General features: G+C 42.1%; 12 protein-coding genes and 5 pseudogenes. 12 read left to right on the top strand and 5 right to left on the bottom strand.

Going from position 1 to position 19,819, the window contains the following annotated elements; all coding sequences use genetic code 11:
• Nucleotides 1-196 precede the first annotated feature (196 nt).
• On the bottom strand, nucleotides 197-1,099 hold the full coding sequence (locus TT11_RS10950; RefSeq protein ID WP_261870468.1) for a hypothetical protein: 903 nt from the start codon (nucleotides 1,097-1,099) through the stop codon (nucleotides 197-199).
• Nucleotides 1,100-1,367: 268 nt separating this feature from the next.
• Here TT11_RS10950 and TT11_RS10945 point away from each other — a divergent pair, with 268 nt between their 5' ends.
• From TT11_RS10945 to TT11_RS10925, 5 genes and pseudogenes are all read left to right on the top strand, one after another.
• The gene (locus TT11_RS10945) at nucleotides 1,368-1,589 is read left to right on the top strand and encodes a hypothetical protein (RefSeq protein WP_261870467.1); all 222 of its coding nucleotides are present in this window, start codon (nucleotides 1,368-1,370) and stop codon (nucleotides 1,587-1,589) included.
• A gap of 12 nt (nucleotides 1,590-1,601) precedes the next feature.
• A complete protein-coding gene (locus tag TT11_RS10940) occupies nucleotides 1,602-1,781 on the top strand; it encodes an OsmC family protein (RefSeq protein ID WP_370587837.1) in 180 nt (59 codons plus the stop codon).
• 264 nt (nucleotides 1,782-2,045) lie between these two features.
• Nucleotides 2,046-5,022: pseudogene (polA, locus tag TT11_RS10935) on the top strand (DNA polymerase I).
• A gap of 376 nt (nucleotides 5,023-5,398) precedes the next feature.
• Nucleotides 5,399-5,857 (top strand): hypothetical protein, encoded by a 459-nt coding sequence (locus TT11_RS10930; protein WP_261870466.1) that lies wholly within the window; start codon nucleotides 5,399-5,401, stop codon nucleotides 5,855-5,857.
• Nucleotides 5,858-6,145: 288 nt separating this feature from the next.
• The gene (locus tag TT11_RS10925) at nucleotides 6,146-6,520 is read left to right on the top strand and encodes a hypothetical protein (RefSeq protein WP_179799018.1); all 375 of its coding nucleotides are present in this window, start codon (nucleotides 6,146-6,148) and stop codon (nucleotides 6,518-6,520) included.
• Nucleotides 6,521-6,634: 114 nt separating this feature from the next.
• Here the strand turns inward: TT11_RS10925 and hemH are convergent, their stop codons facing one another.
• Entirely contained in the window at nucleotides 6,635-7,654 is a 1,020-nt protein-coding gene (hemH, locus tag TT11_RS10920) for a ferrochelatase (RefSeq protein WP_261870465.1), read from the bottom strand.
• Between the two features lie 489 nt (nucleotides 7,655-8,143).
• Here hemH and TT11_RS10915 point away from each other — a divergent pair.
• From TT11_RS10915 to TT11_RS10905, 3 genes and pseudogenes are all read left to right on the top strand, one after another.
• Nucleotides 8,144-9,494 (top strand): annotated as a pseudogene (locus TT11_RS10915) (homoserine O-acetyltransferase).
• Nucleotides 9,491-10,108, top strand: a complete 618-nt coding sequence (gene metW, locus TT11_RS10910) for a methionine biosynthesis protein MetW (protein WP_261870464.1) — start codon at nucleotides 9,491-9,493, stop codon at nucleotides 10,106-10,108. The pseudogene TT11_RS10915 and the gene metW overlap by 4 nt, the downstream one beginning before the upstream one ends.
• A 400-nt stretch (nucleotides 10,109-10,508) precedes the next feature.
• Nucleotides 10,509-11,091, top strand: a pseudogene (locus TT11_RS10905) (tetratricopeptide repeat protein).
• Between the two features lie 789 nt (nucleotides 11,092-11,880).
• Here TT11_RS10905 and TT11_RS10900 read toward each other — a convergent pair.
• Nucleotides 11,881-12,423 carry a hypothetical protein gene (locus TT11_RS10900; protein WP_261870463.1) on the bottom strand — a complete coding sequence of 181 codons (543 nt, stop codon included), beginning with the start codon at nucleotides 12,421-12,423 and terminating at the stop codon, nucleotides 11,881-11,883.
• A 506-nt stretch (nucleotides 12,424-12,929) separates the two neighbouring features.
• Between TT11_RS10900 and TT11_RS10895 the strand changes: the two are divergent.
• Nucleotides 12,930-14,021, top strand: a pseudogene (locus TT11_RS10895) (rhodanese-related sulfurtransferase).
• A gap of 150 nt (nucleotides 14,022-14,171) precedes the next feature.
• Here the strand turns inward: TT11_RS10895 and serA are convergent.
• Nucleotides 14,172-15,398, bottom strand: a complete 1,227-nt coding sequence (serA, locus tag TT11_RS10890) for a phosphoglycerate dehydrogenase (protein WP_201547948.1) — start codon at nucleotides 15,396-15,398, stop codon at nucleotides 14,172-14,174.
• Nucleotides 15,399-15,734: 336 nt separating this feature from the next.
• On the opposite strand from serA, the pseudogene TT11_RS10885 reads away from it, so the two are divergent.
• A pseudogene (locus TT11_RS10885) lies at nucleotides 15,735-17,172 on the top strand (FAD-binding oxidoreductase).
• A gap of 87 nt (nucleotides 17,173-17,259) precedes the next feature.
• Here TT11_RS10885 and TT11_RS10880 read toward each other — a convergent pair.
• Nucleotides 17,260-17,889, bottom strand: coding sequence for a BLUF domain-containing protein (locus TT11_RS10880; RefSeq protein ID WP_114701153.1), 630 nt, complete (start codon nucleotides 17,887-17,889; stop codon nucleotides 17,260-17,262).
• A 561-nt stretch (nucleotides 17,890-18,450) separates the two neighbouring features.
• Between TT11_RS10880 and TT11_RS10875 the strand changes: the two genes are divergently transcribed.
• Both TT11_RS10875 and TT11_RS10870 read left to right on the top strand, forming a co-directional pair.
• Nucleotides 18,451-18,768, top strand: a complete 318-nt coding sequence (locus TT11_RS10875; protein ID WP_261870462.1) for a hypothetical protein — start codon at nucleotides 18,451-18,453, stop codon at nucleotides 18,766-18,768.
• Nucleotides 18,752-19,813, top strand: a complete 1,062-nt coding sequence (locus TT11_RS10870; protein ID WP_261870461.1) for a carbon-nitrogen hydrolase family protein — start codon at nucleotides 18,752-18,754, stop codon at nucleotides 19,811-19,813. Before TT11_RS10875 ends, TT11_RS10870 begins: the two co-directional genes overlap by 17 nt.
• The last annotated feature ends 6 nt before the right edge of the window (nucleotides 19,814-19,819 follow it).

Below are 19,819 nucleotides of genomic sequence, written 5' to 3'. Positions count from 1 at the left end.
CTTCAACAGTTATGTGATTTAGAAGTGACTCTAAATAAATAAAATAAATAATGGGCGTATTGTAGCGGATTTAGCATCAGGGTGCAGAATTAGCGTATAAAAAAACACGCTCCGTTATTTCAACGAAGCGTGTTTTTGGGCTTTTAAATTGCGATTATCCTGCTTAATTAGCGCGACTAATAACCATCACTCCATCTCAATAGTAGCGTTCTATTTGCTCAGCCAAGAAGTCGCCAGCTACTTCATTGACGATTATACAATCAACTACGTCAAAACGACTGTCTGTGTTCGGGTCAGTGCTACCTTTGGCGACATAGTTTGCCTCATAGACGTCTTTTCCATACTCAACACCGTTATATTCATAAGCAGGCTGATCATCGTATTCGAAAAACATGACTTGCGCGGCTTGTTGCTGATTGCCTACGCCCACTCCGAACTGAGAAGTTCTATGATCTCTATCAGCACTAAAGCGGGTTTTGGCCACTTCAATCCACCTCTCTATGGAGGCGTATCCAGTCTTGTTTTTATCATTAAAAGCCAAAAACGAACGCTCACTGGTTACCACAGGGATATAACAAACTGACCCTTCAGGAAAAGCAACATTGGTCGGAATTTCAGAATAATTATTTAAGTCGGTAATAATACCGTATCTATTGTTCACGTTTGTACTAGCAACATAGCTGTTCGCATGCAAACCCGATAAGTTGAGCGTCTTATAAGTAGTTTGATAGTCTAGCTGGTTATTGGTGTTTTTTTCATAGATGGGGCGTTTGACCGTCCGATTATTAACCTCGATGTCTTTATTTTCAAGTCGACCCTCGAAGTCATCTGCCAGCACGGTTCTATCTAAATCATTCAGGCTTTGGTTGCTATAACTGTTGATGAGATTGGTTGTTTTGATCTCGCGCGCACCAGTACGATACGTTTCATCAATTCGCGCAATTGCCGTAGCATTGGCTTTGCTATCATAACTATTAGCAAAGCTTGTCAATGTAATCTTGCTACTAGCCGTCCCATAAGCGCCGTCTTCTTCTTCGCACCCTATCAAAGCGAGCGTCGTCAAAAAGCAAACACTAGGTATCGCAATCCATCTATTCATCAAACAATGTCCTTATGATTCAGATTTCTATTATCTGTACTGATAACGTATATATGGCTCATTACCGCTATTGTACCTCTTTGACAACTGTACGATAAGATTGTAAATCTAAAAACGAATAAAACTGAGCCCGAAATCTCATTTACAAACTAGCAGTATATATTTACTCTCTATGCACTGAGCTGCGTGAGCGATTTGTTATGCTAGGTCTCATATTAAGATTTACCACTTAAATATAAACATAAAAACTCACAACAAAGGATGTGTCATGAAATCTTTATACTCTACCAAATCTACTGTTACTGGCGGCCGCATGGGTACAGCAACCTTAAGCGATAGTGACCTTGAAATCAATATGGTACCACCAGGCGGTAATGAAAAAGGTAATAACCCTGAGCAATTACTGGCGATGGGTTATGGCGCTTGTTTTGATGGCGCTTTAGGCGTGGTCAAAAAAAATGGAAAGCGCAACATTTGGCTCAACTGTTGAGACTCTGTAGACCTGTTACAAGGTGATAATCATGAATATAAGCTTGCCGTAAAAATTCACGTCATCGCTGATAATACAGACCTATCTGCTGACGAGATTCAAAAATTGGTCGAAAAAGCGCATGAAGTATGCCCATATTCGAAAGCAACCAGCGGTAACATCGATGTCGAAGTCTCATCAGAAGTAAAATAATGCATTCAAAGATTTCTTATCAACTATTTAATAACAAATAGTTGATAGTCATCAGACATTAAAAGAACTCAGTTTATCTGGGTTCTTTTTTTTGTTTTTACCAATTCATTTGTCTCGGAAATAGAATATCGAAAACTCAGTGTAGATTTCAATAAAAAAGAACACGATAGAACATCTCGTAACGGTTAAGCAGTTCGGCACACGATGATTTTATCGTTATAATAAGCGTATATATTTTTATCTAATAGCTGATAAGTGACTTTTATGACTGATGACATAGCTGACAATACCACCGATAACGACCACAACTCTCACCAAGCGCTTGACCCCAAAGCACTACCGAACTTCGATACCATGCCTAATGTGGCGCTGATGGATACCAGTCATGTAGACAAAGATCAGCCACCTTTTATTTTGGTTGATGGCTCCTATTATCTGTTCCGCACTTATCACGCCTTGCCAAAAACCATGCAAAACTCGCAGGTCTAATCACCAATGCGATACGCGGTACACTCAACGCACTACTAAAGCTGATGCGTCGCTATCATCCTACTCACATGGCTGTTTGCTTCGATACCAAATCACCGACTTTTCGTCATCATATGTCTGCTGATTACAAAGCTGCTCGTCCACCTATCGATGTCGAGCTAGTAGAGCAAATTCCTTATATTCATCGTTTGGTCACTGCATTAGGTATTCCGCTGTTGCGAATCGAGGGTGCAGAAGCGGATGATATCATCGGTACACTTGCCCATCGTGCTGTCGAGCAAGGCCATCATGTGTCATCTCAACGGGTGATAAAGACATGATGCAGCTGGTCAACGACTGCGTAATATTGGAAGACAGCTTTACAGGTAAAGTCACGGATACGCCAGCGGTAATCGATAAATTCGGTATCAATCCAAATCAAATGATCGATTTCTTAACGCTAATGGGTGATGCCTCTGACGGTATCAAAGGCGTACCTGGTATCGGTAAAAAGACCGCTAAAGACCTACTCGTTGAGTATGGTGATATTGAAAACATGCTCAAGCACATTGGCTTTATCAAAGGTCGTGGGGCGAAAGGTCTGATTGAGCATGCTGACGATATTCCTTTTAACAGAAAGCTTGCTACTATCGTCACTAACTTAGCCATCGGTCAAGATTGGAATGATCTAAAAATCAATACCGATCCTTGTGCGCATATAGATGAATTGCGCGACTTATATAATGAGCTTGAGTTTAGAAATGAGCTGGCATCGCTCGATCATCCAAATCACCCTGCCAATGGCTCTAAAAGTGTTGCTGATAGCCAAGCCAATACTGAGTCACAGGCACAGGTAGCAAAATCGCTCCAATCGACCAATACTGACAACATCAAAGACAGTACTAACCATGATAAAGCGTGGCACACTGTACTCGATGAGCCAGCGTTTGATAGCTTGGTCGAATTGTTAGAAGCTGCTCCGCATTTTGTCATTGATACCGAAACCACTAGCGTTCATTGGCGTGATGCACAAATCGTCGGTTTATCTTTCGCATTGCAAGCACACGAAGCCTATTACATTCCGCTTACGCATAGCCTAGAAGGTGATGAGCTAACTGCCAAGCAGCTTGATCGCGATACAGTATTAGCTCGCTTAAAACCTGTCTTAGAAAATCCTAATATCGGTAAAATCGGTCAGCATCTAAAGTATGATGCGCACATCCTCGCTCACTATGATATCGACCTAGTTGGCGCCATACATGAGCAGCCAAATAACTGGGCAATGGACACCATGCTTGCCAGCTATGTCATCAATGCGGCAGCTACTCGCCACGGTATGGATGATTTGGCACGTCATTATTTGCAAACGCAAACCATCAGCTTTGAAGACGTAGCAGGTAAAGGCGCTAAGCAAGTTACTTTTGACCAAGTGGCCATCGATATCGCGAGCGACTATGCTTGTGAAGATGCTGATATCACCTATCAATTATTTGACGTGTTCAGCGTTGAGCTGGCTAACGATGCCAATAATGCCAAATTGCTACATGAGCTAGAAATTCCAACGGCAGAGATACTTTGCCAAATGGAAGCGCATGGCATTTTGATTAAACGTTCATTCTTAAACGAGCTATCAAAACGCTTCGATGAAGAAATTATCGCCTTAGAAAAACGCGCTTATGAAGTAGCTGGTGAAGAGTTCAATCTTGGCTCTCCTAAGCAGCTTGGTGAGATGCTGTTTGAAAAGCTAGGCGTGGCTGGTGGCAAAAAAACCAAGTCTGGTCAATACTCGACTGGTGAGGCGGTACTCTCAAAAATCGATCATCCATTGGTCGATATTACACTAGAGTATCGCGGACTGTCCAAGCTCAAAAGTACTTATACCGATGCGCTGGATAATGTCGCAGATAGCGAAACCGATCGTGTGCATACTAGCTACCATCAGGCATTAACGAGCACTGGTCGTTTGTCATCGACAGATCCTAACTTACAAAATATCCCAATTCGTACGGCAACTGGTCGCTTAATTCGTCAAGCTTTTATCGCACCAGAAGGCCGCGTGATTCTCGCAGCGGATTATTCACAAATTGAATTGCGTTTAATGGCGCATTTTTCAGGTGATAAAAACCTAACTCATGCCTTTAACGAAGGGTTAGATATTCACGCGGCGACTGCTGCCGAAGTGCTTGGTAAGGATGTCGCAGACGTCACTTCAACCGAACGTCGTAATGCTAAAGCCATTAACTTTGGTTTGCTATATGGTATGAGTGCCTTCGGACTTGCCAAGCAGCTACAGATGAGCCGCGGCGAGGCACAAGACTATATCGATATGTACTTTGAGCGCTATCCAGGCGTCAAAAACTATATGATCAATACCCGTGCCAGCGCCTATGAGCAAGGCTATGTCGAGACGATATTGGGCCGTAAGCTCTATACGCCTGATATCAATCATAGCAATCGTATGGTCAAGCAAGGTGCTGAGCGCGCGGCGATTAACGCGCCACTACAAGGCTCTGCTGCTGATCTAATCAAACTTGCTATGATCGCCGTTGATAAAGTGCTGCCAAAAGAGCAAGCCAAAATGCTGCTACAGGTTCACGATGAACTGGTGTTTGAAGTGGATGCCGATAAAGTAGACGAAGTTAGCCAGCTAATTACCGATGCTATGCAAGATGTATTGATAACTACGGCAGTAGAAAAAGGCTGGAATGTCGACTTTGCAGTGCCTTTATTGGTCGAGACTGATAGCGGTCAAAACTGGGATGAGGCGCACTAGACATTAACTGTCACTAACTGCCATTTTATCAAGCGTGTAAGGCACGATTATTTATATATTTTGCAGATATGAGAGTTTTTGATAACTGATACTACAATGAGTCATTATATATTGTTTATATTAACAATCACTTATGACCAGTTAGTTATATTTCATAACAGTAATATCTAGGTACGGGGTTTATAATAGGTCATCTGTTAAACACTAACTATTCGATATTTTTGCTTTAAAGTGAGCCTTTGGGCTCACTTTTTTTTGTTTTTAACACATTCTTTTTGATACGCAGGAGCCAGTTATTTTGAGTTCAGATGGCATCATTGAAGTCCCTGGCATTATGCTTTTGATAATATGCCTATTTCGCAGTTCACAATATGTTATGAAAAGTCATGTCAAACAAATTAAGGCTTTTTGGCTGGCAGCCGTACTTATATTTGTCTCTGTCATTCGTCGAGAGTTGAACTATCTACCAGACTTACTAGTTCCAAGCGACTTTTCGATGCTTGGTCAATCTTATGACTGGTGGGAGGACAGCGTCCTTACCGTTATCTATCTCGTCGCGCTTGGTTTGCTGGTTTACTCGAGGCATTACCTATGGGCAGTGCTAAAAAACGTGCCAGTTTCGCTCTATCTTAGCGTTACTGTACTGGCTATCATTCAGTACATGGGCGAGAACGCTATTATGTTCCCGCATACATTTGGTGAAATTGTCGAAGAGCTGGCTGAGACTGCCATTTATGGTATTGCCTTGACCTATTTATGGCAATTTAAACTGGCTGACTATGAGTCATGTCTGGTACAGAAGTTAAATTATAAGTTCGACCACGCCAATAATTAACACTATAAGTTTTATTATTTATGTAGCGATCTGGCTATCGTACAAAGACTTAGTAGAAATTTCATAAACAATTACGGCTACTCATTTTGAGTAGTCGTTTTGCGTTCTAATCATCGTCTTACATTTTTGAACATCCTGTCACACCTTACTACTAGTGAAAAGTTGAATAAGCGTACAAACTGAGAAGCATATTATCTACAGTGCAATGAGCGATGACTTTAACAAGTCAGCGCGATATTTTTATTTCTAATGATGGCGACATCTAATAACTACAATAAGGAATTATTCATGGAAAATTCAAAAAACCCACTACCAAAAGAGATGGATCATATTGACGGTAATCGTCGTGACAATAATGACAACGTCGATAACTTAGATAACAATAATCAGGATGAACAAGACAACCAATTGGTTGATTTGGATAATCCTATGCTGCATACCATCGATAACGATGATGTGATTGATAATAGTGCAGGATTTAATAACTCAGAAGTCGGTAGTGATGCGACCCAAGGGCTGACACCTGCGCATCGTCAAAATATCGATGAGTCACGTGTCGATGAGATTTTGGTTCAGGACAATCTTGATGACAGCGATTATCCAGATGCGATGGATATTGTTGATAGAGAAGCGGCTGAACGTAGCAACGATGATGATTTTTAGAACTTAATACGATTGTTAATTTACCTCTCTAAACCAAAAAAGCACGCTTAACTATATTAAGCGTGCTTTTTTTCATTCTACTATTCAACTTACTAAAACAGCGACTTCGACTGTCTAAACCCAGCCATCTAGCGTGCCAGCCCAACCTTTCACCAATGGCAAACTCAACGCTTCAAGCAATTCAATATGTGTTTCATCAAGATTTAGTGCAGGAATATAATGATACTCTTGCCCGCCAGCATTAAGGAAGTTATCACGGTTTTCAATGGCTAACTCTTCTAGTGTCTCTAGACAGTCTGCTGAAAACGCCGGACTGATCACCTGTACCGAGCGCACACCTGACTTACCCCAGTCTTCCAACACCACATCGGTGTACGGCTTAACCCACTCTTGCTTACCAAAGCGTGACTGGAAACTGATAATCCATTCATCTTCCGTTAAGCCAAGTTCATGCGCCACTTGTGCAGCGGTACATTTACAGCGCTTAGGATACGGATCGCCTTTATCGGCATAAGGCTGCGGAATACCATGAAAACTAAACATCAACTTTTCAGGCTTGCCATGTATAGCTTGAAAGCGACGAATCGAATCAGCCAAAGCTTGAATATATAGCGGATGGGCAAAGTAGTCTTTGACAATCGTATAATTTGGCAAGTTGCGTTGCTTGAGCGTCCACTTCGTCAGCGCATCATATACGGCACCGCCTGAAGAGGCAGAATACTGCGGAAACAACGGTAGAATAACAAAGTGATCAACCCCTTCACCACGTAACGCGTCCATCACATCAGGCAAACCAGGATTACCATAGCTCATCGCAGGATGCACAGAGACACGAAATGGCGCCACACTATCGGCCAAACGTGGTTCTAATAGCTCAACTTGGCTTTTTAGTATTTTACGAATCGGTGAATCACCTTCCCAGATACTGGCGTAAGCCTTTGCTACGCGCTTAGGACGACTAGGTAAGACAAATAGATTCAGAATAATAGCCCATAGAAATTTGGGAATCTCGATCACTCGTGGGTCTGACAAAAACTGTTTGAGGTAGCGACGTACGGCAGGTGCCGTTGGCTCATCTGGTGTACCAAGATTCACTAACAAAACGGCAATACGTGGGGGCAATTTAGGTTTCATAGCAGCACTTTATTAGCAGTAAGTTATTAAGGGTTAGGTCAAAGTAATAAGAGACGATACTGTTAAGACATAGTTGAATAGATATCTCATTAGTGTAGCATTTTATCCATTAATGACGCGGGCTAAAAGCGCCCCTATACAATTTGATACGCAGTTGCTATTTATTAACTCTTGATTACTTGATGCTTGCGACTTATTCGTTATTCGCCTATGGCGCATTTTACACATAAACTATGATCGATGCGCTCGAAAGGCGCGCTCGATGGTTGTACTCCAACGCGCATCACCATACAATAGGCAGGCCCAGTTTATAAAAACCGTGTAGGTAAAATAGCCTGTTAACAACATGCCATTTTGCTTTTATTTTATTGATGATTGTAGTCTTGCGAGGTAACTTTGAACGCACGCTCTGATAATACCAGTGACCAGCATCCTAATTCACAACCTCACCCTAATAGCTCAGCCAATACCGACAGTGCTGTAGGATCTGTGGGTGTCGTTACGCCCCAGAATTTTCATTTTGCTGAGCCCTTAACGTTAGAATGCAACCGTACCCTGCCCTCGTTTGACTTGATGGTAGAGACTTACGGTACGCTCAATAGCGACAAATCAAATGCAATTCTGATTTGCCACGCGTTATCGGGCAATCATCATGCAGCTGGCTTCCATAGTGCTGATGACAAAAAAAGCAGGCTGGTGGGACAATATGATTGGCCCCAATAAAGCAATTGATACCAATCAGTTCTATGTGGTGTGTGTCAATAATATCGGTAGCTGTTTTGGTTCAACAGGGCCTACCACTATTAACCCTGATAGCGTTGGTTCGGACAGCGTTGATTCAAATAGTAGCGATGAGCCGCAAGTGTATGGCCCTGATTTCCCGCTGATCACTATCAAAGACTGGGTAAAAACTCAAGCAATGCTCTCAGATCGTTTAGGCATCGACGTTTGGCACGCCATTGTCGGCGGCTCAATGGGCGGTATGCAAGCGCTACAATGGTCTGTTGATTATCCAGAGCGATTAAAACGCTGTGTGGTCATTGCCAGTACGCCAAAGCTATCTGCTCAAAATATCGCCTTTAACGAAGTGGCGCGCCAATCTATATTATCCGATCCTGACTTTAAAGACGGACGCTATATACAAGAAGGCACTTATCCTCGTCGCGGACTGATATTGGCGCGTATGGTTGGCCATATTACCTATCTAACTGATGACGCGATGAAAGCCAAATTTGGCCGTGATTTAAAATCAGGTAAATTCATGTATGGCTACGATGTCGAGTTTCAGGTCGAAAGCTACCTACGCTATCAAGGCGAACGCTTTAGTGAAAACTTCGATGCCAATACCTATCTGCTCATGACCAAAGCCTTAGATTACTTTGATCCGACGCGCGACTATCCAATACGCGACTATCCATCAACGGTAGCAAAAGATACTACAGAGTCGGCAGTGCAAATAGAAGACTCAATCGCGGCGTCAGTCGAATCTAGCAAAGCGAATGCACAGAGTGAGTTAGAAGATGCGGTAACGACGATTGAGGATATTGAATCTGATCGTCAGCAAGAGCTTTCTGCGCTCAAAGCAGCTTTTGCCCATACACAATGCCAGTATCTAGTCGTTTCATTCACCACTGACTGGCGCTTTGCACCTGAGCGCTCGCAAGAGATTGTCGATGCGCTGATGGCCACTGGCAAACCAGTCAGCTATATCAATATTGACGCGCCGCACGGACATGACTCCTTCTTATTTGATATTCCTCGCTACATGGGTGCGGTTAAAGGATTTTTGACTGCGCCATTTATTACCCCTAGCCGCTCAGCCACAGGAGAACGCTCATGAGAATGGATCACCAACTGGCAGAGCGCTGGATTGCGCCGCAAGCACATGTACTGGACTTAGGTTGTGGCAATGGCGAGCTGCTTGCCCACTTACAGCAGAAACTAGGTGTAACAGGTTACGGACTAGAGATTGATGAAGACAAAATCAATGAGGCGATTGGTAATGGCTTATCAATTGTCGAGCAGGACCTCAACGATGGTCTAGCGCGCTTTGCTGATAACAGCTTTGACACGGTCGTCATGGCACGTGCCCTACAAGCAGTAAAAGCACCTGATGAGTTGTTGCTTGATATGCTGAGAGTCGCCCGTGAAGCAGTTATCACCTTCCCTAACTTTGCGCATTGGCAAAACCGTATCCATTTAGGGCTAAAAGGTATGATGCCCGTTTCTGAAGCGCTTCCTTACGAATGGTATAACACGCCAAATATTCACCTATGTACCTTTAAAGATTTTGAACTGTTATGTGCGCAGCATGATATTCATATTATCAATCGCTTCGCTGTCAGCGACTCTGACAGAGGTCATTCACCGCTGATGACCTCATTGATTAGACAAGCGCCTAACCTATTGGCAGATGTCGCCATCTATCGGGTGACCAAACAAAAGCCAGAGTAATAACAACTGTTAATGCTCCTTTTAAATGGATAATAAAGCTCAAATACGCTCAATTGAAACCTTAATGTAGTCTTAAGTTATTCTTACCCTTAAGTAACTGTATGATTTTATTGAAGACAATAAGGTATAGCCGGCCATTAATTCTTGTAATTAGTATTTGAGTTTCGTAAGTTTGGGTGTTAAGCTAGCAAAATAGTGTCGATGACACCCCTATTACAACCGTTTATCTGTTTGGTCATGGTCAAAACACAGACAAAACGATAAACCAAATTGCTAATGATTAGGTATGTTTATATCGCAAGATTCCACCTAATTGTTATCGCCGTCTAACTGTCTTTCGCGAGACAATGTTTAGCGGTACAATTTTTTTGCTTATTAACTGCCTAATTTTGGAGCTGCTATGAAATTATTAAAAGCTGCGTTGTTTACTGCATTATTTTCTTGTGCTGGTTTAGCCAATGCTGAGTTAATATCAAACGTACCGCTTGATACCTCACGTTTTGAGCTTATGCCTGTGAGCGAGCTGTCTAGTCGTGCCGCCCAAGGTAACGATCACGCACAGTTCTATCTGGCCAAGCGTTTGCAAAAAGGTGAAGGTATTGCGCAAAATACCCAACAAGCAATCCAGTGGTATACAAAAGCGGCTCAGCAAGGCGTTGCTCCTGCTCAGTTGAATCTTGCCATCATGTATTTGCGCGGCGAAGGCGTACAGCCTAACTTACAACAAGCTCGTCTGTGGTTAGAAAAAGCTGCAATGCGTGGCGATAATCGTGCCAGTTACACGCTTGCACTATTGGATGAAAAGCAAAAAAAATCTGGTCGATGCCTATAAATGGTATGACTTGGCTGCCCGTGATGGCATGCTAGATGAAAAAGTCCGCAACAAAGCTCGCGGCAAAATTGGTCAGTTGGCATTGAACTTATCAAGCTCAGACATTGCTAGTGCCCGTAGCAAAGCGGATACTTGGTTCCAGAGTAAGTAAATCTATAGCTATTTATTTTAGCAATAAAAATCCAGCCTTTGAGCTGGATTTTTTATATTTAAGGCATTACACCCTTTAATATTACTTCTCAACAGTACTGAACCATATTATGAAAAAAGTAATTTTTTTGGATTTTTATCATGACTTGTATCACAATACAGTCATTCTTCATTTATTTCATAGCACAACCACAATTCATTGAACGTTTTATCTCACTTTGGATAAGCTTTGGCGTAGAACAAACAGCTTATACTAAGTTTGTTTTTAGTACCATTGAATGGTGGTCGATAGTTCCTGTTGTGTGTTTAACACTTTCGGCTATTACACTACAACGCCCATCAAAGCTCTTATCAACTTTAACACTCATTATTAGTATGATCGGTATGCTGGCTTTGGTCTTATCGATATATTCGACCTCTCTGCTTATACCGCTCGGAAAGTAGATTAGGACAAGACTTACTATTCTACATTCCACAATAATGAAGAACGATAACGTCTATTTGATAGCTACCTTTAAATCTTGGATTTTACGCCTACATTTTGCATAATTGTCGTGCATCTTCCTCATCTATGGTTGAATGCTCATTTGAAATATATAGCCAACTATAATGAGTGTGACAATTTAAGCATAGGAATATATTAGACAGTGTGGTATCCCTCGATACATAACGCCTTGTGACACTGCAGTACTCACTATCTGGAACTCCTTTTGGGCGATAAATATCGTATTTAGAGTAAAGGTTTTTCTGCCAATCAACCATCTGCTGCAATTTTACAACCATTTGCGACTTACAATGGGGACAGTTTTTTTAGAACTGGCATTTCTACTTTATTGAATTGGCACTTACTATGGTTTAATACACCCTCATTATTTACATAATCAGTATTAATTTCAGAAAACCTTTTAATGTTAGATAAGGTATCAACACCAGCCTTGAACTCAACTTCATTATGTTTTAGGCGGTATAACACACTGTTATAATGAGATTTATACCTCTCAAATATTATGGAACCTACAAGAAATATCGCAATCAGATATAAGTCCATGATATCCGTCCAACTATATATTTTTGCCATAATTAAAAGAATTGCGTATAGCGACAGCCATGCGAAATAGGGCCAGTGATGTAAAAATGATTTAGATTTTCTATTTTCAACGATACTTACTTTGTTGATTTGATCTACATCAACTGGTTTCTCCGTCAAAAGACTGTGATTACAATGTGGACAAAATAGTATTCCTTTTTCGATTAAAGGGACAGCAAACGACTCATGACAACTTTCATGAGGACAAGTTAGGTTTAAAACTTTATTAGGTTTTGTTTTTGGCATGCAATCTCTTATTTTCTACTCGTCACAAATTTTGCACGATTTATAGCTCTATAAGGAACTATGGATCTTGTTAATATATTTTCGATGGTGATGGCTAAAATAAATATAATTAGTTGCCTTTATCATGAAATAAACAGAACAGATAATGATAAATGTCTACTATAGCAAGCCCTACTCATAGGATAAACGCCTAAAAGCTATTACAGCTTAGAGCAGATCACTTAATGAGTTATGTATACGCTTAACGATGCTATTAACTTTTAAAATATTCAAAACCCATCTAAAATTTGCTACACTACGCGCGCATTGGCCAATTCCACAATTAGACTAGTGTTATAACCCATTTCGAACTGACAAAGTCTATTTCAAATGAATGCGATATAAGAAAGCCGAGCGCAGATTGTACCCAAAGTACATCAAGCGAGGATGACACAATAACGTGTTCGTTTGAACCAGACTGTTAACCCAACGCACTAGGTTTACGACCTAGCCAGCAGGAGAAAAACATGAGTACCACTCAAAGTAGCAATATCCAAGATAGCACCACTCACAGCCCTACTACAACTGACAATAAATCAGCCCCTGTATACGATAGTGTAACTAATAATATCGTCGTTGCCGCACTATATAAGTTCACGCGCTTTGCTGATTTTGAGCAATATCGTGAGCCTATCCTAAACACTATGCTCGATCACGATGTGAAAGGTACGTTGTTACTTGCAAGCGAAGGCATTAATGGTACGATTTCTGGTACGCGTCAAGGTATCGATGCCGTACTTGACTACCTGCGTAGTATTGAGGCGATTGGTACGTTTACCTTCAAAGAATCCTATACTGACGCACAGCCTTTTTATCGCACTAAGGTGAAGCTAAAAAAAAGAAATCGTCACTATGGGTGTCGAGAATATCGACCCATTGGAGTCCGTTGGTCGCTATGTAAAGCCAAGCGAGTGGAATGCGTTGATCTCAGATCCTGAAGTCACCTTGATCGATACGCGTAACGATTATGAGGTGCAAATCGGCACCTTCCAAAATGCAGTCAATCCGAACACTGAAACGTTCCGCGAGTTTCCAGAATACGTTTCAAAAGAGCTAGATCCAACCAAGCATAAAAAAAAGTGGCGATGTTCTGTACAGGTGGTATCCGCTGCGAAAAATCTACTGCCTATTTACGCGAGCAAGGGTTTGAAGAGGTCTATCATTTAGAAGGCGGTATCCTAAAATACCTTGAAGAAGTCCCTGCCAGTGACTCTATGTGGCAAGGCGACTGCTTTGTTTTTGACAACCGTGTGTCAGTAAACCATAACTTAGAAAAAGGCAGCTACGAGCAATGCTTTGCTTGCCGTATGCCAATCACCGCTGAGGAGATGCAAAGCCCTGCCTATATCAAAGGCGAGTCATGCCCACACTGTATCGACAAAGCGACCGACGAGCAGAAAGCCCGTTTCCGTGAGCGTGAGCACCAAATGCAGCTAGCGAAAAAGCGTGGCGAAGCCCATATCGGTAGTGACGTGATGGATGTAATCGAAAAACGTAAAGCTGCTAAGACGGAAGCGCGTCTACAAGCGGAAGCTGCAAACAATACTAAAGCCAATTAAACTTAGCATTAGTACAATAAAAAAAGAAGTGAAATAAAAAAAGAGAGGCTCTAATCAATAGAACCTCTCTTTTTTATGATAAATCTTTAGTGACTATCAAAACTATTAGCACTGATATAGTTAATCCAATTTTATAATGGAGTGACTATATTAGAATAAGATACGTACGCGGATAGTCTCTTCTACATCTTTTAATTGGTCTAGTGCAGCGGTCGAATCATTGTAATCGACATCCATCACTAGATAACCAACATCACCTTCTGTCATCAGGCTCTGCGCTAGGATGTTAATGCCAGCTTCAGCAAATAAGCGGTTAATCTGAGACAGTACGCCTGGCACGTTTTTGTGAATGTGTAGTAGACGATGCGAGTTTTCTTTGAACGGGATAGAAACTTCTGGGAAGTTCACAGCAGTCGCTGTATCACCTTGGTCAGAGTATCTAACGAACTTATCTGCTACTTCCAGTCCGATATTGGCCTGTGCTTCTTGTGTTGAACCACCGATATGTGGCGTCAAAATCACATTATCAAACTTACGTAGTGGTGACTCAAACTCTTCGTCAGCTGATTTTGGCTCTTTTGGGAACACATCAATAGCCGCGCCCAAGATTCTACCAGACTCAAGCGCATCCGCCAGATCATCAATCTCGACGCACGTACCGCGAGCCGCATTGATAAAGTAGCTGCCTTCTTTCATCTGAGCGAACTGCTCAGCTTTCATCATATAGCGAGTGCTTGGTACATCAGGTACATGCAATGTTACGATGTCAGCCGTTGATAGTAGCTCTTCTAGACTACCAACCTGTACCGCGTTGCCTAGTGGCAACTTGGTCACAGCATCATGATAAATGACTTTCATACCAAAGCTTTCTGCTAAGACAGACAGCTGCGAGCCGATAGAGCCATAACCGACGATACCGATAGTCTTGCCACGCACTTCGTGTGAATTGGTCGCAGACTTGCCCCAGCCGCCGCGATGTACAGTTGCATTCTTCTCAGGAATACCGCGGTACAGCATAATGGCTTCGGCCAATACTAGCTCAGCTACCGAACGGGTGTTCGAAAATGGCGCGTTAAAGACAGGGATACCAAGATCACGAGCGGCGTCTAGATCTACTTGGTTGGTACCAATACAAAAGCAACCAATGCCGATAAGCTTATGTGCGTGCTCAAGCACTTCACGCGTCAACTGAGTGCGTGAACGAATACCTATAAAGTGAGCATCTTTGATCTTTTCGATCAGCTCGTCTTGATCTAAGGCGTGACTGATATTCTCGATGTTGTGATAACCAGCTCCTTCCAATACTTTTAGGGCATTGTCATGTAGACCTTCAAGCAATAAAAACCGGATTTTGTCTTTTTGTAGTGATAACGCCATATGAGAACTGTCCTATAATTGTTTTATAAGATTACCTGTTGGATAATCTATGATGGATGAAACGAAAACAGTCCCGATATCTTACACAAAATTTGAGGTCGATGTTAGCAGATTAGATGAATTATTGGTTATCAAGCCTGAAAAATTTTTATGCTATAGTGAATTATTCTGTTTGAAACCGATCGAATCAACTATTTATTACTTACCTCTTATTATAGGTAAAAATTATCACCCACTTATTACTTCTACGAGCTGACTCATCACTGAATTTATAGTTATTTCACTATATAATAAGCAGTCCCAGCATCGTGCTTACGCCAATATTGAGATTTGACCATGACGCCAACTACCGCTCAGAACACATCCGAAACCAATGCCGTGCAAACCATCTTGAGCACGCTCACTGATACCCATGATTTCGATCCGACCCAAATCAAAACTGATGCTGAAAGTTTAGAGCATTGGGGCAAAGACTGGACCAAGCATTTTGCGCCTGCTGCTGCTGCCATCGTCTTTCCAAAGACCACTGAACAAGTACAGGCTATCGTACTGCTGGCCAATGAGCACAACGTCGTCCTCACCCCAAGTGGCGGTCGTACAGGCCTGTCTGCTGGTGCCGTGGCTGCTAATGGCGAGATAGTCGTTAGTATGGATAAAATGAACCAGATTGGACAGTTCTATCCTGCCGATCGAATAGTTGAAGTCGAAGCCGGTGTCGTCACCCAGCAGTTGCAAGAATTCGCTGAATCCAAAGACCTATATTACCCTGTCGACTTTGCCTCAGCAGGCTCTAGTCAAATCGGTGGCAATATCGGTACCAATGCTGGCGGTATCAAAGTCATTCGCTATGGCATGACCCGTCAATGGATTATGGGATTGACTGTCGTCACGGGTAAAGGCGATATCTTGCAGCTGAATCGCGGTATGGTAAAGAACGCTACTGGTTATGACTTGCGTCAACTGTTTATCGGTAGTGAAGGCACGCTTGGCCTTGTCACTCATGCGCAAATTAAGCTTGAGCGTCAACCACAAGACTTAAACGTCATGGTGCTTGGCATGGACAGCTTTAACGATGTGATGAACGTACTCTCTGCTTTTCAAGCGCAGATTGATTTGACGGCATTTGAGTTCTTTGACGATGTGGCGATTGATAAGCTGATGGCACATGGTCAAGTACAAGAACCGTTTGAATCGCGTACCAAGTTCTATACGCTATTAGAGTTTGAAGCACCATATGAGCCAATCATGGACAAAGCCATGGCCATATTTGAGCATTGTATGGAACAAGGCTGGGTGGTCGATGGTGTCATGAGCCAAAACCTCACACAAGCAGCAGAGCTGTGGAAGCTGCGCGAGTATATCTCTGAGACTATCTCAGTATTCACCCCTTATAAAAACGATGTGTCTGTACTAATAAGTCACGTACCGACCTTTATCGAAGAGATTGATCATATTGTTAGCAGCAACTATCCTGACTTTGAAGTCTGTTGGTTCGGTCATATCGGCGATGGTAATTTGCATCTGAATATCTTAAAACCTGAGAATATGAATAAGGATGATTTCTTTGCAGAGTGTCAGGTCGTCAATAAATACGTGTTTGAGACGGTACAGAAATATGGCGGTTCAGTGTCTGCTGAGCATGGGGTTGGTATGACGAAGAAGCCGTACCTGCACTATAGCCGCAGTGAGACGGAGATTGATTATTTACGAGAAGTCAAAAAAAGTATTCGATCCAAATAACATTATGAACCGCGGTAAAATTTTTGATATGTGATTAGTACTCTAAACGCTTAACCCAAAAAAAAGACGCTAACCCGAGAGCTAGCGTCTTTTTGGCTTTATAATTCGCAAAAACTACAATCTATAAATATAACAGTATCAATGCGACGACCAGTAGTATGCTCAAAAACCCTTGAATAATCAGAAATGCCTGATGCGGTGCCGCGATATGACGCACCATATTACCCAATGCATTATAAGTAATACCTGCCGCCTTAATATGAGGTGGACTATCGAAAGTTTTGATAATTTGCAAAAACTGTTCGGTCCGATCAGATGACCAACCGTGCGGCGCAAATGGTAAAAACGGAGATAATTGTACAGCCTGTTTCTTGGTTGCGGGCGACCATAACCAACGCTCTAAAAACAGCAAACGCATACGCCAGTCGGCAAAGCTGCGATGATTGATAACTTGTAGTAGCAATACTTCTACATTCTTATGACGACTATCGACGAAGATACGCTCTTGCAGATTAAATACGTCTGACTTTTTACCTTCAATACATTGCAGGAAGTGACCATTGCCGTAGCATAGCGTGCCTGTGATGTTATGCTGCTGATTGTAGTTACGTGCGTGGCCTTCTACTTCATCAAAAATAGAGGTGCTCAGACGCGAGCCAAGAGTCAGCGTACTGACATAAACCAACTGAACCAAAGCGGAGTCATCTATGTCATCCCACTTCATGATTCTATTGGTATGATTTAAAGGCATAATAAAATAATCCTAAGAAGCCGATGAGATACGGCTAAACGATACAAGCAACACAATACTATGCCTGAGTTGAACCAAAAAAATTGACTCACAAAAACGTAGCAAATATTTACTACGTGAGACTGTTATTACCGTTACAGCTTGCTATGATAACAAGCAAAACAAAAGGTGCTGATAGATATTATTTAGATTCTATATTGAGATAATAAATAGCAAGACAGTCGCAGGTACAATGATAATGCAGGGTTATGCGCTTATCGGTGCTCACAAACCCAATAGGTATAAAGTGGTATAGAATGCGGCGTTCGCTATCCTTTAGTCCTCTATATTAGCCAAAATCATTACGAAATATAGTGAGCAAAACAGCCTAAGATATCAACATAACCTATTGTAAATACGGCAATAAATTATTGTAACGACAATATCTTCCTATTGGAATGTTTTTATTACTTTTTTTGCACAAAAATCGGCATATCAATTTGCTATGACCCCATTATTTGATAACACTACATTCAATAGCTATTTAAAACAGGAAAATTATGAGTAAGATGGAAAAACTAGATGATTTTCACCTCACGATTGCTGAGATTAAGAAAAAAAGATTATCCACAATTAAAAGCCTTGATGGATCGTGTCTATGTAAACTTGGGTGGCGCTTGGTCAAAGACAACCATTCATACTTTAATCGATGCTTTTCCAGAAGGTCAGATTGCTTTGTTTGATCATGATCAGCTGATTGGTATCGTGCTCTCCATGCGCGTTGACTATGCCAAGTTTTCAAATCCACATACCTATGATGATTTGATTGGGCAAAAAGAAATCATTAGAGACAATCCAGAAGGTGATGCCATTTATGGTTTAGATGCACTCATCGACTGATTATCGCGGCTACCGTCTCGGTCGTCGTCTTTATGATGCACGCAAGGAGTTATGCCGACAGTTGAACTTCCGCGCTATCTTAGCTGGCGGGCGTATACCTAACTATCATAATCACAAGGATCTGACTCCAGGCGAATATATTGATGCCGTTGAAAGCCGTGAAATTCACGATTCAGCTTTGTCGTTCCAGCTATCTAATGGCTTTATCGTTAAGCGTATCTTGACCGCTTATCTGCCAGATGATAAACAATCAAAAGGCTTTGCTACCTTGCTTGAGTGGGCAAATATCTACTATGAGCCTAAAGACTATAAGCCTAATACTCGTAAGTCTGAAGTGCGTATTGGTGGTATTCAGTGGCAGATGCGTGAAGTCGAATCACCTGAGGAGCTATTGCAACAGGTTGAGTTCTTTGTCGACATCATGGCTGACTACAACTCAGACTTTGCCTGCTTACCAGAGTTTTTCAATGCGCCATTGATGGGTCTATGCGAAGAAACCGATCAAAATATTGCCATTCGATTTTTGGCGGGTTATACCGAGTGGTTCAAAAATGAAATCTCGCATTTAGCCGTCAGTTATAACGTCAACGTCATTACCGGTTCGATGCCGTTACTAGATGAAGACGATACCTTATACAACGTCAGCTATCTGTGCCGCCGTGATGGCACCGTTGAAGAGCAACGCAAAATTCATATTACTCCGCATGAGCGTAGCGCTTGGGTAATCGAAGGTGGCGATGAAGTCAAAGTATTCGACACAGATGCGGGTCGTATCGGTATCTTGGTCTGCTATGATGTTGAGTTCCCTGAGCTTGCACGTCTAATGGCACTTGATGACATGGATATCTTGTTTGTGCCCTTCTGGACTGATACCAAGAACGGCTATCTACGTGTTCGCCACTGCGCGCAAGCCCGCGCTATCGAAAACGAATGCTATGTGATGATTTGCGGGTCAGTGGGTAACTTACCGCAAGTTGAGAGCTTGGATATTCAGTATGCTCAGTCATCGATTTTTTTCACCTTCAGACTTTGCGTTCCCACATGATGCGAT

This window comes from Psychrobacter sp. JCM 18901, from assembly GCF_000586435.1.
Lineage (GTDB): Bacteria > Pseudomonadota > Gammaproteobacteria > Pseudomonadales > Moraxellaceae > Psychrobacter.
Note: the sequence above shows the minus strand (reverse complement) of the source record. Positions and strands in the feature narration are given on the sequence as shown.

Bases quoted from the DNA above. Each gene is read 5' to 3' on its own strand.
- TT11_RS10950 (WP_261870468.1), bottom strand. From the start codon at position 1,099: ATGAATAGATGGATTGCGATACCTAGTGTTTGCTTTTTGACGACGCTC.
- TT11_RS10945 (WP_261870467.1), top strand. From the start codon at position 1,368: ATGAAATCTTTATACTCTACCAAATCTACTGTTACTGGCGGCCGCATG.
- TT11_RS10930 (WP_261870466.1), top strand. From the start codon at position 5,399: ATGAAAAGTCATGTCAAACAAATTAAGGCTTTTTGGCTGGCAGCCGTA.
- TT11_RS10925 (WP_179799018.1), top strand. From the start codon at position 6,146: ATGGAAAATTCAAAAAACCCACTACCAAAAGAGATGGATCATATTGAC.
- hemH (WP_261870465.1), bottom strand. From the start codon at position 7,654: ATGAAACCTAAATTGCCCCCACGTATTGCCGTTTTGTTAGTGAATCTT.
- metW (WP_261870464.1), top strand. From the start codon at position 9,491: ATGAGAATGGATCACCAACTGGCAGAGCGCTGGATTGCGCCGCAAGCA.
- TT11_RS10900 (WP_261870463.1), bottom strand. From the start codon at position 12,423: ATGCCAAAAACAAAACCTAATAAAGTTTTAAACCTAACTTGTCCTCAT.
- serA (WP_201547948.1), bottom strand. From the start codon at position 15,398: ATGGCGTTATCACTACAAAAAGACAAAATCCGGTTTTTATTGCTTGAA.
- TT11_RS10880 (WP_114701153.1), bottom strand. From the start codon at position 17,889: ATGCCTTTAAATCATACCAATAGAATCATGAAGTGGGATGACATAGAT.
- TT11_RS10875 (WP_261870462.1), top strand. From the start codon at position 18,451: ATGATTTTCACCTCACGATTGCTGAGATTAAGAAAAAAAGATTATCCA.
- TT11_RS10870 (WP_261870461.1), top strand. From the start codon at position 18,752: ATGCACTCATCGACTGATTATCGCGGCTACCGTCTCGGTCGTCGTCTT.